The sequence below is a fragment of the Bacillus sp. 491mf genome (genome assembly GCF_900112415.1).
In the GTDB taxonomy this organism is placed as follows: Bacteria; Bacillota; Bacilli; order Bacillales; family Bacillaceae_G; genus Bacillus_A.
On the sequence record NZ_FOLV01000026.1, the window covers coordinates 1 to 14,236 of the forward strand.

Sequence of the window (14,236 nt, forward strand, 5' to 3'; positions counted from 1 at the left end):
TCAAGATATTTAGCATTAACATTAAGAGCACTTGCGATTTGAGATTTACTATACACCATAGATTCTGTATACTGCATTCTTGCAGGTAACGTATGTGTTTTTGAATACTTTTCATTCCAAGTAGATACTAACTCATCTACTGCTCCAGACACATTACCATATGTTGGATTTTGGACAGTTATTGTATTTTCTTTTTTCATACCAGGTAAGTCTATACTAATATTCAAAGGTTTTCTCTTAGCCACTAATAAATCAGGTTGATTATCTGCAAAAGCTTTATTTGCAAGTTGTACTGCCCCTGGATAAGTACGATTAGCCACAGAATCAATAATTGAAATATCCACTGGTGAAGTTGTAAGTGATTTACGCTCACGTTCAACCACTACAAATTTACCATTTGAATTTTTACCCTCTTTCGGAACAAAACTCTCTACTTTATCACCATTTACTGCTAAAACCTCTTGATTATTATACTTTAGATTTCCTATACCAGTATCAATACCAATAACATTTTTCGTTGCATCAGCTGAATTGCTTTTAGGTGTTTCAGCGAAAGAAATAGATGAATAGTTAAAAGTGCATAAACCAATTGATAAACATGCTAATACTTTCATTCCTTCAGTTTTGTTTAGAATTTTCAAAATAATCCCTCCTTTTTATATTGAAAATCATATCATACTATATTAATATTTGTATATTGATAAAATTTTTTTATAGACCGTTTTTCACGCGTCGAATATCGTCGACTAATCTTTATTTCACATCGAAAAATCTTTATTTCATGTCGAAGCGCTGATATATCATAAAAGTCGCTGATAAATGCTGCAGTTGCGCCGATATATCGGAAAAATCGCCGATATATTTATGGCCATGAAAAAAACGCCCTGTAAACAGGGCGCTTCTAATTTTAAATATTAACCGATAGAACCTTCCATCTCAAATTTGATTAGACGGTTCATTTCTACTGCGTATTCCATTGGAAGTTCGCGAGTGAATGGCTCGATGAAGCCCATTACGATCATTTCTGTTGCTTCTTGCTCAGAAATACCGCGGCTCATTAGGTAGAATAATTGTTCTTCTGATACTTTTGATACTTTCGCTTCGTGCTCAAGTGAAACGTGATCGTTTTTGATCTCGTTGTAAGGGATCGTATCAGATGTAGATTGGTTATCCATGATTAATGTGTCACATTCGATGTTAGAACGAGAGTTTGTCGCTTTTGGTCCGAAGTGTACAATACCACGGTATGTTACTTTACCACCATGTTTTGCAATCGATTTAGAAACGATTGTTGAAGATGTATTTGGTGCTAAGTGAATCATTTTCGCACCAGCATCTTGGTGTTGGCCTTTACCAGCAATCGCAATTGATAATGTTAAACCGCGAGCGCCTTCGCCTTTTAAGATAACAGCTGGGTATTTCATCGTTAATTTTGATCCGATGTTACCGTCAATCCATTCCATCGTTGCGTTTGCTTCACAAACCGCACGTTTTGTAACTAGGTTGTATACGTTGTTTGCCCAGTTTTGGATTGTTGTATAACGGCAATATGCATCTTTCTTAATGATGATTTCTACTACCGCACTGTGAAGTGAGTTTGTTGTGTAAACAGGTGCTGTACAACCTTCTACGTAATGTACATGTGCGCCTTCGTCTACGATAATAAGCGTACGTTCAAATTGTCCCATATTTTCAGAGTTAATACGGAAATACGCTTGAAGTGGTGTATCAACTTTCACACCTTTTGGAACGTAGATGAATGATCCACCAGACCAAACTGCAGAGTTTAATGCAGAGAATTTGTTATCTGTTGGCGGAATTACTTTTCCGAAATGCTCACGGAAAATATCTTCGTTCTCTTTTAATGCGCTATCTGTATCTTTAAATACGATTCCTAGTGCTTCTAGGTCTTCTTTCATGTTGTGGTATACAACTTCAGATTCGTACTGTGCAGATACACCCGCTAAATATTTTTGCTCTGCTTCTGGAATACCTAATTTATCAAATGTTGCTTTAATTTCATCAGGTACTTCATCCCAAGACTTCTCAGATTTCTCAGATGGTTTTACGTAGTACGTAATTTCATCAAAGTTTAAATCATTTAAGTCTCCGCCCCATTGTGGCATTGGCATTTCATAGAAGTGATCCAGAGATTTTAAACGGAAGTCTAACATCCACTGTGGTTCTTCTTTCATACGTGAAATCTCTTCTACGATTTCTTTTGTTAAACCGCGCTCAGCACGGAAAATCGAAACGTCTTTATCTTTGAAACCATATTTATAATCGCCGATATCTGGCAGCTGTTTCGCCATGTTCGTATGTCCCTCCTTGGATAACCTCTTCTTTAGGAAGTGATCTGCATTACTTCTCCTCGTTCAAGCCTTTTTCTAACGCTTTCCAAGCTAATGTTGCACACTTAATACGCGCTGGAAATTTGCATACACCTTGTAATGCTTCAATATCTCCTAAATCAATGCTGTCATCATATTCTTTTCCTAGCATCATATCAGAGAAAATTTTCGAAAGCTGAAGCGCTTCTTCAATTTTCTTTCCTTTTACTGCTTGCGTCATCATAGAAGCAGAAGACATAGAGATGGAACAACCTTCTCCTTCAAACTTCGCTTCTTGCACAATCCCATCTTCTACTTTCATCGTAAGTTGAATGCGATCGCCGCAAGTTGGATTGTTTAAGTTAACCGTAACACTATCTTCTAATACGCCATGGTTACGTGGATTTTTATAATGATCCATAATAACTTGGCGATATAACGTATCTAAATTATTAAATGACATTTGTGAAATACTCCTTTGTTTTCGTCAGCGCTTCGACAAATGTATCAATTTCTTCTTTTGTGTTATATAAATAGAAACTTGCACGTGCTGTAGAAGAAGCTTTTAGCCACTTCATCAGCGGTTGTGCACAGTGATGACCGGCACGAACCGCAATTCCTTCTACATCTAATACTGTTGCTACATCATGCGGATGTACTTCATCAATATTGAATGTAATAAGGCCTGCACGTTTCTTTGGACCATAAATTGTAACACCGTCTACTTCTGATAGTCTTTCTAAAGCATACTGCGCTAATTCATGCTCATGCTTTTCAATATGATCAAGACCAATTTCTTCTAAGAAATCAATCGCAGCTCCAAGCCCGATTGCATTCGCAATAATCGGTGTACCTGCTTCAAATTTCCACGGAAGCTCTTTCCACGTAGATTCTTGTAAATCTACGAAATCGATCATCTCACCGCCAAATTCAACCGGCTCCATATTGTTAAGCAATTCCTTCTTACCATATAATACGCCGATACCTGTTGGTCCGCACATTTTATGAGCGGATAAAGTGTAAAAATCACAGTTTAAATCTTGTACATCCACTTTCATATGCGGTGTACTTTGTGCACCATCAACGACCATAATGGCACCGTTTTGATGTGCGATTTCTGCGATTTCTTTTACAGGGTTAATCGTTCCAAGCACATTTGATACGTACATAATAGAAACGATTTTTGTATTTGGCGTAATCGTTTGACGAACATCTTCTAATGAAATTGTTCCGTCTTCTTGAAGCGGAAGATATTTTAACGTTGCACCTGTTTTCTTCGCAACTTGTTGCCAAGGAATGATATTACTATGGTGCTCCATGTAAGAGATGACAATTTCATCGCCTGTCTTTACATTTTCCATACCATAACTTGCCGCAACTGTATTTAACGCCGTTGTTGTACCGCGCGTAAAAATAATTTCTTCCATTGATTTTGCATTAATAAACTTACGAACTTTCTCGCGTGCACCTTCATACGCATCGGTCGCTTTCGTACCGAGCGTATGAACACCGCGATGCACATTCGAATTGTACTCTTTATAATAACGTTCTAACGTTTCAATGACTTGAATCGGTTTTTGAGAAGTTGCCGCACTATCGAAATAAACAAGTTGTTTGCCGTTCACCTTTTGATCAAGAATTGGAAACTGTTTGCGTATTTCATGAATATCCATTAGCGAACTTTCCTTTCGATTACCTCAACAAGCTGTGCCTTTACTCCTTCGATTGGAAGCTCATTTACTACAGGTGCTAAAAATCCATGGATGACTAAACGTTCTGCTTCTTTCTTCGGAATACCACGGCTCATTAAGTAGTATAGTTGTGTAGGATCTACGCGTCCTACAGAAGCTGCGTGACCTGCCATTACATCGTCTTCATCAATTAAAAGGATTGGGTTTGCATCACCGCGCGCTTTCTCATTTAACATAAGAACGCGAGAAGATTGCTGTGCATTTGATTTAGATGCACCGTGCTCAATTTTACCAATTCCGTTAAAGATAGATGTTGCACTATCTTTTTGAACACCATGTTTTAAGATGAAACCTTCAGAATGTTTACCGAAGTGAACAACTTTTGTTGTAAAGTTTTGCGTTTGAGACCCACGACCAATTGTTACTGTTTTTGTATCAGCAAATGAACCGTCGCCCATTAAGTTCGTTACGTTCTCAGAAATTGTATTTCCATCGTTCATAAGACCTAATGCCCACTCAAGACGTCCGTCTCGTCCTACTACGCCGCGGCGGTTTACGTAAGATGTCACGTCTTTCGCTAATAAGTCAACCGCACCAAATTTCACTTGTGCGCCTTGCTCTACAATAACTTCTGCCACGATATTTGCAATACCTGTAACAGTTTCATTTGCCACGTAGTTTTCTACATATGTTGCAGAACTATTTGCATCTGCAACAAATAATACGTGGTTATAAACGTTTGCTTCTTCGCCGTCTACTAAGAATACAGCTTGAAGTGGTGTTTCAAGAACAACGTTTTTCGGAACGTATACGAACGCACCGCCGTTGATTAGTGCAGCATGAAGAGCTGTTAAACGGTGCTCGTCAACTTTCACGCCATCTTTCATTAAATACTTTTGCACTAGTTCAGCATGCTCAGTTGCAGCTGTTACGATATCTGTAAAAATAACGCCTTTTGTTTTTGCTTCTTCTGCTAAAGAAACGAATGCAGTTGTACCACTGCGCTGTACAAGTACGTTATTATTTTCATCAATTATATTTTTCACTGCTTCTGGAAGTTCTTCAAAAGAACCTACAGGCTCTTGCTTTACAGTTTTACCTTTGCCGATAAAATCCCATTTATCAATTTTCGTTTTATCTGGTGTTGGCATTGGAAGTTCAGTTGCCTTTGCAAGAGCTTGTAAGCGGAACTCAGTCAACCAAGCAGCTTCATTCGCTTCGCTTGCAAGTTGACGGATAGAATCTTGATCGAAAGGTAATGTACCAATTGTCATGTTTATGCTCCTCTCTTACGCTTCTTGCTCTTCTGTTTCGTCTTCAATACCTAGTTCTTTCTTAATCCAGTCATAACCTTCAGCTTCTAAACGTTGTGCAAGCTCAGGGCCGCCAGATTTCACAACACGACCATTCATCATAACGTGTACATGATCTGGAGTGATGTAATTTAATAAACGTTGGTAGTGCGTGATCATTAAGCAACCGAAATCTTCGCCGCGCATTTCGTTAATACCTTTAGATACAACTTTTAATGCATCGATATCAAGACCAGAGTCAATTTCGTCTAAGATTGCGATTTTTGGCTGAATCATCATTAATTGAAGAATTTCGTTACGTTTTTTCTCACCGCCAGAGAAACCTTCATTTAAATAACGTTGTGCCATTGATGGATCCATTTCTAGGAATTCCATGTTTTTATCTAATGTACGGATAAATTTCATAAGAGAAATTTCATCGCCTTCTTCGCGTCGTGCATTAATTGCAGAACGTAAGAAGTCGGCATTTGTTACTCCGCTAATTTCACTTGGATATTGCATTGCTAGGAATAAACCAGCTTGTGCGCGCTCATCTACTTCCATTTCTAATACATCTTCACCGTCGATGATGATGCTGCCTTGTGTTACTTCATATTTTGGGTGACCCATGATTGCAGAAGATAAAGTTGATTTACCTGTTCCGTTAGGTCCCATAATTGCATGGATTTCTCCACCTTTTACTTCAAGGTTTACACCTTTTAAAATCTCTTTTCCATCAATTGATACATGTAAATCTTTAATCGTTAATGTAGAACCAGCCATCTCAATACCTCCAATAATTCTATATATACATTTTAAAAATTCCTAAAACGTTCACATTCTCATTTTATTCTCATTCTAATTTTATATCAAATAAAATGATACTGCAAACGTTGAAAAAATGTAACAATTTTTCTACAAATCCGAACAGGAATATTCTGCACATTATTTTATGATACACCTTTCTTCCTAATTATATAAAGAAAAAAGGGCCAAGAAATTCCAGCCCTTTTTTCACCTTATTCACTTAAAGGAAGCACAGCTCCTTTGTATTCTTTCTTAATGAAATCTTGAATTTCTTTTGAATGTAACACTTCTATAAGTGCTTTAATTTCTTTTTTATCTTTGTCACCTTTACGAACAACAACTACGTTGGCGTATGGAGAATCATTGCCTTCAATCGCAATCGCATCTTTTTCTGGGTTTAATTTCGCATCAATTGCATAGTTTGAGTTAATTAAAACCGCATCGCCTTCTTTATTGTTATACACTTGTGGTAACAAGCCCGGCTCAATGTCTGTTTTGAACTTCAAGTTTTTCGGGTTTTCTGCAATATCTTTTGTCGTTGCTTTAACAGGGTCTACACCATCTTTAATTTTTATAATGCCTTCTTTTTGTAGAATTGCTAACCCACGTCCATGATCAGTAACAGAGTTACTCATAATAATTGTTGCCCCATTTGGAAGATCTTTTAAGCTTTTATATTTTTGAGAATACACACCAATTGGTTCTAAATGAATTTTCCCTGCTATTTCAAAATTATAGCCTTTATCTTGAATTTCTTTCTCTAAATACGGAATGTGTTGGAAATAGTTCGCATCAATATCTTTATCAGCTAACGCTTTGTTTGGTAATACATAATCTTGGAATGGTTTAATATCCAATTTAATTCCTTTTTTCTCTAATAGTGGTTTCGCTTTTTCTAAAATAACTGCATGCGGTACGTTAGAAGCACCAATCACAAGTTTCTTTTCATCTTTTCCGCCGCTACCACAAGCAGCTAATGCAAATACAAATACAGCAATAAGTGCTGAAAATAATACCTTTTTCATATAATGACACCCTTCCTTTTCCCAATATTCAAAATAGTAAATCTATAGAAAGTCTTTGGCTGAGACGAAAACTCCTTTTTATCTTTTATCAAGTCGCTTCGTAAAGAAGTCCCCAAACACTTGAATAATAAATACGATCACAAGCACAAGAATTGTTGCCATGAGAGTTACATCGCTATTGCCCCGCTGGAATCCATCTAAATAAGCAAGTGTACCAAGGCCGCCGGCACCAACTGCTCCAGCCATCGCTGTATAACCGACAAGGGCAATTGCCGTTACAGTAATACCTGACACAAGTGCTGGCAAAGATTCTGGTATTAATACTTTAAAAATAATTGTACTCGTCTTTGCTCCCATCGCTTTCGATGCTTCAATGACACCTTTATCAATTTCACGAAGCGCAATTTCAACCAATCTCGCATAAAACGGCGCTGCTCCAATAATTAATGCTGGCAATGCAGCACTTGCTCCAAGAATGGTACCTACAAAAAACTTCGTAAATGGAAGGAGTAAAATAATTAAAATAATGAACGGGATGGAACGAAAAATATTTACAAATGCTCCAATTACAACATTGACTGGTTTGTTCTCCCATAAATTATCTTTACTTGTAAGAAACAGTACTAATCCAAGAATAAGCCCCAATACAAACGTTGCAAGTGTGGCAACTGCCGCCATGTATAGTGTATCCTGAGTAGCCACTAGCATTTTATCCCAATCAACATTTTGAAATAGATTATCCATGTGCAATCACCTCCAGCTCGACTTGTTCCTGTTGAATCGTTGCAATTGCTTTTGCAATCACATCTTCTTTGCCATTTAAATGAACGATTAAGCTTCCATACGCTCCGCTTGTCGTTTGGGCAATATTCCCTTGTAGAATGCTCACTTCCACTCCATCTTGCTTCATTAACTCCTGTAAAACTGGTCTTTCTACTGCTTCACCAACAAACTGTAATTTCACTACTTTTCCTTCTGGGTATTTCTCTGCTAAATGTTCAATTGCCTCATCTGCATCTTCAAAATCTGTTATTTGTTTAATGAAGCGCTTTGTAATTTCTTGCTGCGGATTACGAAATACCTCTAACACGCTGCCACTTTCAACAATCTTCCCTTTTTCCATAACAGCAACGCGGTTACAAATTTTTTGAATGACATGCATTTCATGCGTAATAAGTACAATCGTTAACCCAAGACGCTTATTAATATCGAGAAGCAAATCTAAAATTTGATCTGTCGTTTCCGGATCTAATGCTGACGTTGCTTCATCACACAATAATACTTTCGGATTATTCGCTAATGCTCTTGCAATACCAACGCGCTGCTTTTGTCCGCCACTTAGCTGAGATGGATATGCATCTCCTCGTCCCTCTAAACCAACAAGACGAATTAATTCATCTACGCGCTGATTTCGTTTCTCTTTTGCCACCCCAGCAATCTCAAGCGGGAGAGCAATATTTTCACGAACAGTTCGTGACCACAGTAAGTTGAAATGCTGAAAAATCATCCCGATTTCTTGACGTGCTTCTCGAAGTTCCTTACCTGTAATTGCCGAAATCACACGTGCTCCAACCGTAATCTTTCCAGACGTTGGTTTCTCCAATTGATTAAACAAACGAATTAGCGAACTCTTTCCAGCGCCACTATAGCCAATCACCCCGAAAATCTCGCCCTTTTCTATTTGTAAATTCGCATCATCCACAGCGGTAACATCACCGTGTTTAGAACGATATATCTTCCTTACATTTTCTAATATAATCATCGATGTCACCCCTTTTTTAAATTAAAAAGCGTAAGCGGCTCGTTCAGAATCGCAGGACGTTGGAGCTCTCGACCGAGAAGTGTTTTTCTACTTCGACCGAGAGAGCGAAACGACCGGAGATTCTAGCCGCTGAAGCTGGATTACATAAAAAGCGTAAGCGGCTTCCCGCTATCACTCTATAAAAGTTTTGTCGTTCAAGTGTCCTCCTACACCGAAACAACAAAAAAAACCTTTCTGCTTGAAAATGAGCAGAAAGGTTTATATACACAAATTAACATTATCCTTTCCTCTCATCTCTCAAAGCATTCGCTTTGCAGGAATTGGCACCATTTCAACATAAGTTGACGGTTGCCGGGTTTCACAGGGCACAGTCCCTCCACCTCTCTTGATAAGAGAAAATCAGATATAAATTTCGTCTGATTTTATCGTTATTAAGTTTTCGTTATTTTATGTTTTGAATTGTATCAACGCATGAAATAGATGTCAACAGAAATTTTCGCAAAGAATAAACTTTCTGAAATTTAAGCACCCATTTGTAGCGGTTTACAAATATGAAATACAGATTCTAATAATAGCATCGTTCGATATGTCCCTTTATATGTAATTGCATTTCTGCGCAAGAGTGACTGCAAGCGTACTTGCCCTGTAATCAACAACCGCAAATCTGTTTCTTGAAAACAAACAAGTTCTTCAGTTCCCACCGCACCATTTATAAGTTCAATTTTCTCTCTTGAAATATTCAATGAATAACATTCATCTTGGAAAGTAAAACAAACAACCTTTTCAAATTGTGGTAATAGTGGTTCTAAGTGATATTGCGTATTGGCATATGTTACAAATGATTGAAGCAGTGAATACAATGTCATCTTTATCACACTCCCCATATCACGTTTTACATATTACCATTCCATCTTTATTACGCACTCTCCTGTATCATTCTCTCGACAAATGCTGTATAAAAAACCATTTATCTCTCACTATTTCCCAAGAAATATGTCGAGGCGGCAATTTTTTTGCCGCCTATTGTAATTCCATATATAAATATTCCACAGATTGAAATGCATATATTTTCTTTACAAGTTTATTCTTCTCAAATATAAGTAAACACGGAACACTTTCAATTTGATACTCCCGCGCAAAATGCGGTGCATAATTTACATTCAGCATTCCAATTTCTAAATGAGGCAACGCTACTTCAACAACCGTTAGCATTTTTTTCGCAAGCTGGCACGTACCACACATTGGTGTATATACATATAACACCGTTTTTTCTTGGTCTCTAACTGCAACTTCTGCTTCATGTCCTGTCCAATCTATCATCGTACCATTCCTTACCGTAAAAATTCTGTATAGACGTCAATATCGGCTCCCCATAAAACGTTCGCTAAATGAGATGGTGGTGCAGTCGCAACCTCTCGATATGAGCGATCAATGTAAATATGTTCAGCATGTGGAAATTCTCGCCGAAACTGTTTGCGCAATTTCTCTCCAGCATCATCCGCGTCCACAAGAACATATACTTCTTTATCATACAACTGGTCAATGAGCTCATCCATTTTTGACAAACCAATTGTACCATTTGTACAAACAATTTCCACCGGTTCTCTAATAATTGTTTCAATCTTTCGCTTATCTGACTTACCTTCAACAATAATTACTTTTTCTACATAGACCACTTGGCATCACCCGATCACCGTATACTATGATATAACATTAGCTTTAGTATATAGTATATTCGATATTTCAATGTTGTTTCCTGTTTATTTTTGTAAAGAAAAGCGGAGCTGGACAATAAGAAAAGCATAAGTGGCTCGTTCAGAAACATATTTAAGAAAAGCTCCATTCCTATCATTTCTAAGTAGAAAAAAACTATGTTCTATATACATCCATTTTGATTTTCCAACAGCTAAGTCGCTATTATGTAGAACAAAGATGGCCTGCACTCAATTTCTCCCTTAGGTTTAATCCTTGCATGTGGCAGGAAAAGCTCCTAACCGCTCCTATGCATGACCAGATGCTCTCGCCCACCTAAAAAGACAGGTTTTTTTGCTTATTTTTCAATCACTTTTAAAAAACAGCACAAATAAAAAAGGACAGCTCACAGCTGTCCTTTTCAGATTAGTCTTGATTAATCATTTCTTCGTATTGTTCTGCAGTTAATAATTTCTCTACTTGACCTGCATCTTCAAGCTCAACTTTAACCATCCATGCACCTTCGTATGGAGATTCGTTAACAAGCTCTGGCTTGTCATTTAAGTCTTCGTTTATTGCTACAACTTTACCTGCTACAGGTGCGTATAATTCAGAAACTGTTTTAACAGACTCTACGCTACCGAATGGCTCGTCAGCTGCAATTGTTGCACCAACTTCAGGAAGTTCTACGAATACGATATCTCCTAATTCGTGTTGTGCGAAATCTGTAATACCGATAGTAACTTGATTGCCTTCAACTTGTACCCACTCGTGCTCTTCAGAGTAACGTAATTGTTTTGGAATGCTCATGTCTGTACCTCCAATGAATGTATTAATTATGTAAAAGCACCTTATTGGTACCTTTTCCACACGCTTTCAAATTGCTCTTCATTAAAGCCAACCGTTACATCATTACCGCCTGTTACAATTGGTCGTTTAATTAACATGCCGTCAGAAGCAAGCATGTCTAACATTTCCTCTTCACTTGCATCTTTTAGCTTGTCCTTTAACCCAAGCTCGCGATAACGCATCCCACTTGTGTTAAAGAATTTTTTTAATGGCAATTCACTATTTTCATATATACTGCGAAGTTCCTCCTTAGATGGTGGATTTTCGACAATATGAACCATTTCATGTGCTACATCATTTGCGTCTAACCATTTTTTTGCCTTTTGGCATGTTCCACATTTTGGATATGAATAAAATGTTACTGACATACATTCACCTACTTTTCACTAACCTTTACCCTTATCATATAAAAAATATTTTTTTATTTCAAACTTTTACTTATTTCGCTAAAAAATTATTTTATCCTTCAAAATTTTTATTTTTTTATAAATCCTTAAAAACATGTTACTACCGCGAAAAAATTAACCTAATGTATCACTTGAAACTTTATATTCATTCTTCTGCTTTATACGTTATAGCACATAAAGAAAAGGTATGTAAACGGTGAAATTCCTATTTCTAATCTTTTAAACAAACGTTTGTTTAATGTAGCCAAACAGAACATACATATTAAACAAACGTTTGATTAATGCAGCCAAACAGAACATACATGTTAAACAAACGTTTGTTTAAAAATCGCTTCACCCATATCGATACCTGCAAATATGATAAATATAAATCGCAGTTATGCAGAACACAACATAGCTTGCACGTGGCAAAAAAAGGCCCTGACCGCTACTACACATGGCCAGATGCCCTCGCCATTCTAAACAGAAAAGGGTTTTTAATCAATCTTTCAATTTGTACAGTGACAAAATTGTAAGCTTATTTGCAAAAAATGTTAGAAAAATCAATGGTTCATTTACATGTTTTATATTATAATTTTTCAAGTTCCAAGTTATTACATTACAAATAGGAGAATTACTATGAAAAACAATAAGTTTTCAGCCTTTATTCCATTATTTTATCTACTCCTACTCATACCTGTAAGTGCTCTTTATGACGTGCTAAATCAATCCACTGTAGGTGCTGTAAATGTAACAACAAAAATAGATGAATGGATTCCATTTACAAAAGAATTTATCGTTCCCTATTTACTTTGGTTTCCATATTTATATGGGGCTCTTATTTATTACTGCTTTGCAGATCGAAAGCTCTATTACGTTACATTAAGTAGTGTACTATTTGGAAAACTCACTTCCTTTAGCGTCTATTATATGTGGCAAACAACCGTAACACGCCCTGAAGTCATCGGCAATGATGTATTTGCGAATTTAGTGCGCTATATTTATAGTATCGATCAACCGGTGAATTGTTTTCCTAGCATTCACGTACTCACAACATTTGTCATTATGATTACAGCCTACAAGCGAAAGGAACAAAATAAATGGGTGTACGCCCTGTTAACATTTGTTGGTGTGCTCATTATTTTATCTACCTTATTTACAAAACAACACGCCTTTGTAGATGCTGTAGCAGGTGCTGTACTAGGGAGCTTCCTCTATGCTGCTATGCACTATGTATTTGAATCACGTGAACAAAAGATTACGGTGCAAGCCGAGGCATAATCTATAACTAAAAAAGCAGACTGTGGCTTCTTCAGTCTGCTTTTCTCTATATAAGAGGAGATTTTCAAATTGGCATATTTGTAACACTCTTACTAGTTTTAAGATTGTGGTACAGTCATATCGCCAGGTTTAATGCGACCTGCTTTTTTCAAGATAATATACAGTACATAAGAAACAGCTACTGGAATTACGATATAAGTAATCACGATCGCTGGAACAACGCTTAATCCTTTGCTTGAAATTAAGTTAATTGGTGCGATTAAAGAACTAAGTCCAAGGCCTGCAATTTCTTTTCCTGCTGTAATTTGGAAGACAAGTGCTGATACAGGACCGACAATCGCACTCGCAACAACAGTTGGTACAAGAATCATTGGATTTTTAGTAATGTTCGGAAGTTGTACTTTCGGTGTACAAAGAGCTTGTGCTAAAATACCGCCTAAATTATTTTCCTTAGCAGAAATAACAGCGAATCCGATAAATTGAGCGACGCATCCTGCAAGTGCCGCACCGCCCGCTACGCCGTCTAAGCTAAGTGCAATTGCTAAAGCTGCTGATGAAGCTGGTGAAATTAATAACAATCCCCAAACAACTGCAAGTACAATAGACGCGATAAACGGACTACCAGCTGAACTATCCTTAATAAATGCGCCAACTGTATTTAAGACCGGAGTAATATTTTGAGATAACCAAATACCGACTAAACCTGAACCTAATATTGCCGCAAATGGAACGAGCATCATATCTAATGCTGTTTTTCCACTCAAACGTTTACCGATATAAACCGCTAATGTCGCTGTTATTAACGCACCGATTGGTTCACCAGTTTTAATCATTAAACCAGCTGCAGTAATCGAAATCGCTCCAGCCCCAATCGCTCCTGCAACCATCGCGGAGAAAATGACAAGTCCATTTGCTCCGAGCATAAAAGCAATTCCTGCTCCAATTGCTGGCGCCATAAGTGATTTTGCAACAACTCCGATTGTAATTAACATCGGAATATCAACAATTCTTCCTATATTCTCAATAAGTAGACCAATTCCAAGAGTTACGAAAATACCTTGTGCAATTCCTGCAGATCCTTTAAATATGCGAGGCATGATGTATTCCTTCATCTGTTTCAC

16 protein-coding genes and 1 riboswitch are annotated in these 14,236 nt (G+C 37.3%); of the genes, 1 reads left to right on the plus strand and 15 read right to left on the minus strand.

Annotation, left to right across the window (positions count from 1 at the left end; all coding sequences use genetic code 11):
* The 14 genes from BM211_RS18525 to BM211_RS18595 form a co-directional block, all read right to left on the minus strand.
* Positions 1 to 614, minus strand: a 614-nt coding sequence (locus tag BM211_RS18525) for a thiol-activated cytolysin family protein (protein ID WP_177206964.1), incomplete at its 3' end; no start/stop codon positions are given.
* Positions 615 to 914: 300 nt separating this feature from the next.
* A complete protein-coding gene (gene sufB, locus BM211_RS18530) occupies positions 915 to 2,312 on the minus strand; it encodes a Fe-S cluster assembly protein SufB (protein ID WP_020063240.1) in 1,398 nt (465 codons plus the stop codon).
* 49 nt (positions 2,313 to 2,361) lie between these two features.
* Positions 2,362 to 2,793, minus strand: coding sequence for a Fe-S cluster assembly sulfur transfer protein SufU (gene sufU / locus BM211_RS18535; protein ID WP_035433100.1), 432 nt, complete (start codon positions 2,791 to 2,793; stop codon positions 2,362 to 2,364).
* Positions 2,783 to 4,003, minus strand: a complete 1,221-nt coding sequence (gene sufS, locus BM211_RS18540) for a cysteine desulfurase SufS (protein ID WP_035433102.1) — start codon at positions 4,001 to 4,003, stop codon at positions 2,783 to 2,785. Before sufS ends, sufU begins: the two co-directional genes overlap by 11 nt.
* Positions 4,003 to 5,295 carry a Fe-S cluster assembly protein SufD gene (sufD, locus tag BM211_RS18545; RefSeq protein WP_035433104.1) on the minus strand — a complete coding sequence of 431 codons (1,293 nt, stop codon included), beginning with the start codon at positions 5,293 to 5,295 and terminating at the stop codon, positions 4,003 to 4,005. The genes sufS and sufD overlap by 1 nt, the downstream gene beginning before the upstream one ends.
* Before the next feature lie 15 nt (positions 5,296 to 5,310).
* On the minus strand, positions 5,311 to 6,096 hold the full coding sequence (sufC, locus tag BM211_RS18550; RefSeq protein WP_035433106.1) for a Fe-S cluster assembly ATPase SufC: 786 nt from the start codon (positions 6,094 to 6,096) through the stop codon (positions 5,311 to 5,313).
* 236 nt (positions 6,097 to 6,332) lie between these two features.
* The gene (gene metQ / locus BM211_RS18555; RefSeq protein WP_035433108.1) at positions 6,333 to 7,145 is read right to left on the minus strand and encodes a methionine ABC transporter substrate-binding lipoprotein MetQ; all 813 of its coding nucleotides are present in this window, start codon (positions 7,143 to 7,145) and stop codon (positions 6,333 to 6,335) included.
* A gap of 78 nt (positions 7,146 to 7,223) precedes the next feature.
* Entirely contained in the window at positions 7,224 to 7,889 is a 666-nt protein-coding gene (locus BM211_RS18560; RefSeq protein ID WP_035433110.1) for a methionine ABC transporter permease, read from the minus strand.
* On the minus strand, positions 7,882 to 8,907 hold the full coding sequence (locus BM211_RS18565) for a methionine ABC transporter ATP-binding protein (RefSeq protein ID WP_090998942.1): 1,026 nt from the start codon (positions 8,905 to 8,907) through the stop codon (positions 7,882 to 7,884). Before BM211_RS18565 ends, BM211_RS18560 begins: the two co-directional genes overlap by 8 nt.
* Before the next feature lie 287 nt (positions 8,908 to 9,194).
* Positions 9,195 to 9,302, minus strand: a riboswitch (SAM riboswitch).
* Between the two features lie 126 nt (positions 9,303 to 9,428).
* The gene (locus BM211_RS18570) at positions 9,429 to 9,773 is read right to left on the minus strand and encodes a hypothetical protein (protein WP_035433115.1); all 345 of its coding nucleotides are present in this window, start codon (positions 9,771 to 9,773) and stop codon (positions 9,429 to 9,431) included.
* 154 nt (positions 9,774 to 9,927) lie between these two features.
* Positions 9,928 to 10,227: a thioredoxin family protein gene (locus BM211_RS18575; RefSeq protein ID WP_035433117.1), complete on the minus strand. Its 300-nt coding sequence runs from the start codon at positions 10,225 to 10,227 to the stop codon at positions 9,928 to 9,930.
* Between the two features lie 11 nt (positions 10,228 to 10,238).
* Positions 10,239 to 10,583 carry a toprim domain-containing protein gene (locus tag BM211_RS18580; RefSeq protein ID WP_035433119.1) on the minus strand — a complete coding sequence of 115 codons (345 nt, stop codon included), beginning with the start codon at positions 10,581 to 10,583 and terminating at the stop codon, positions 10,239 to 10,241.
* A 442-nt stretch (positions 10,584 to 11,025) separates the two neighbouring features.
* Positions 11,026 to 11,409, minus strand: coding sequence for a glycine cleavage system protein GcvH (gcvH, locus tag BM211_RS18590; RefSeq protein ID WP_035433123.1), 384 nt, complete (start codon positions 11,407 to 11,409; stop codon positions 11,026 to 11,028).
* Between the two features lie 41 nt (positions 11,410 to 11,450).
* Positions 11,451 to 11,816, minus strand: a complete 366-nt coding sequence (locus BM211_RS18595; protein ID WP_035433125.1) for an arsenate reductase family protein — start codon at positions 11,814 to 11,816, stop codon at positions 11,451 to 11,453.
* 657 nt (positions 11,817 to 12,473) lie between these two features.
* Between BM211_RS18595 and BM211_RS18600 the strand changes: the two genes are divergently transcribed.
* Entirely contained in the window at positions 12,474 to 13,115 is a 642-nt protein-coding gene (locus tag BM211_RS18600) for a phosphatase PAP2 family protein (protein ID WP_035433126.1), read from the plus strand.
* A gap of 98 nt (positions 13,116 to 13,213) precedes the next feature.
* On the opposite strand, the gene BM211_RS18605 is transcribed toward BM211_RS18600, so the two are convergent.
* Positions 13,214 to 14,227 (minus strand): PTS sugar transporter subunit IIC, encoded by a 1,014-nt coding sequence (locus tag BM211_RS18605; RefSeq protein ID WP_035433128.1) that lies wholly within the window; start codon positions 14,225 to 14,227, stop codon positions 13,214 to 13,216.
* Between the last annotated feature and the right edge of the window lie 9 nt (positions 14,228 to 14,236).

Bases quoted from the DNA above. Each gene is read 5' to 3' on its own strand.
- sufB (WP_020063240.1), bottom strand. From the start codon at position 2,312: ATGGCGAAACAGCTGCCAGATATCGGCGATTATAAATATGGTTTCAAA.
- sufU (WP_035433100.1), bottom strand. From the start codon at position 2,793: ATGTCATTTAATAATTTAGATACGTTATATCGCCAAGTTATTATGGAT.
- sufS (WP_035433102.1), bottom strand. From the start codon at position 4,003: ATGGATATTCATGAAATACGCAAACAGTTTCCAATTCTTGATCAAAAG.
- sufD (WP_035433104.1), bottom strand. From the start codon at position 5,295: ATGACAATTGGTACATTACCTTTCGATCAAGATTCTATCCGTCAACTT.
- sufC (WP_035433106.1), bottom strand. From the start codon at position 6,096: ATGGCTGGTTCTACATTAACGATTAAAGATTTACATGTATCAATTGAT.
- metQ (WP_035433108.1), bottom strand. From the start codon at position 7,145: ATGAAAAAGGTATTATTTTCAGCACTTATTGCTGTATTTGTATTTGCA.
- BM211_RS18560 (WP_035433110.1), bottom strand. From the start codon at position 7,889: ATGGATAATCTATTTCAAAATGTTGATTGGGATAAAATGCTAGTGGCT.
- BM211_RS18565 (WP_090998942.1), bottom strand. From the start codon at position 8,907: ATGATTATATTAGAAAATGTAAGGAAGATATATCGTTCTAAACACGGT.
- BM211_RS18570 (WP_035433115.1), bottom strand. From the start codon at position 9,773: ATGACATTGTATTCACTGCTTCAATCATTTGTAACATATGCCAATACG.
- BM211_RS18575 (WP_035433117.1), bottom strand. From the start codon at position 10,227: ATGATAGATTGGACAGGACATGAAGCAGAAGTTGCAGTTAGAGACCAA.
- gcvH (WP_035433123.1), bottom strand. From the start codon at position 11,409: ATGAGCATTCCAAAACAATTACGTTACTCTGAAGAGCACGAGTGGGTA.
- BM211_RS18595 (WP_035433125.1), bottom strand. From the start codon at position 11,816: ATGTCAGTAACATTTTATTCATATCCAAAATGTGGAACATGCCAAAAG.
- BM211_RS18600 (WP_035433126.1), top strand. From the start codon at position 12,474: ATGAAAAACAATAAGTTTTCAGCCTTTATTCCATTATTTTATCTACTC.
- BM211_RS18605 (WP_035433128.1), bottom strand. From the start codon at position 14,227: ATGAAGGAATACATCATGCCTCGCATATTTAAAGGATCTGCAGGAATT.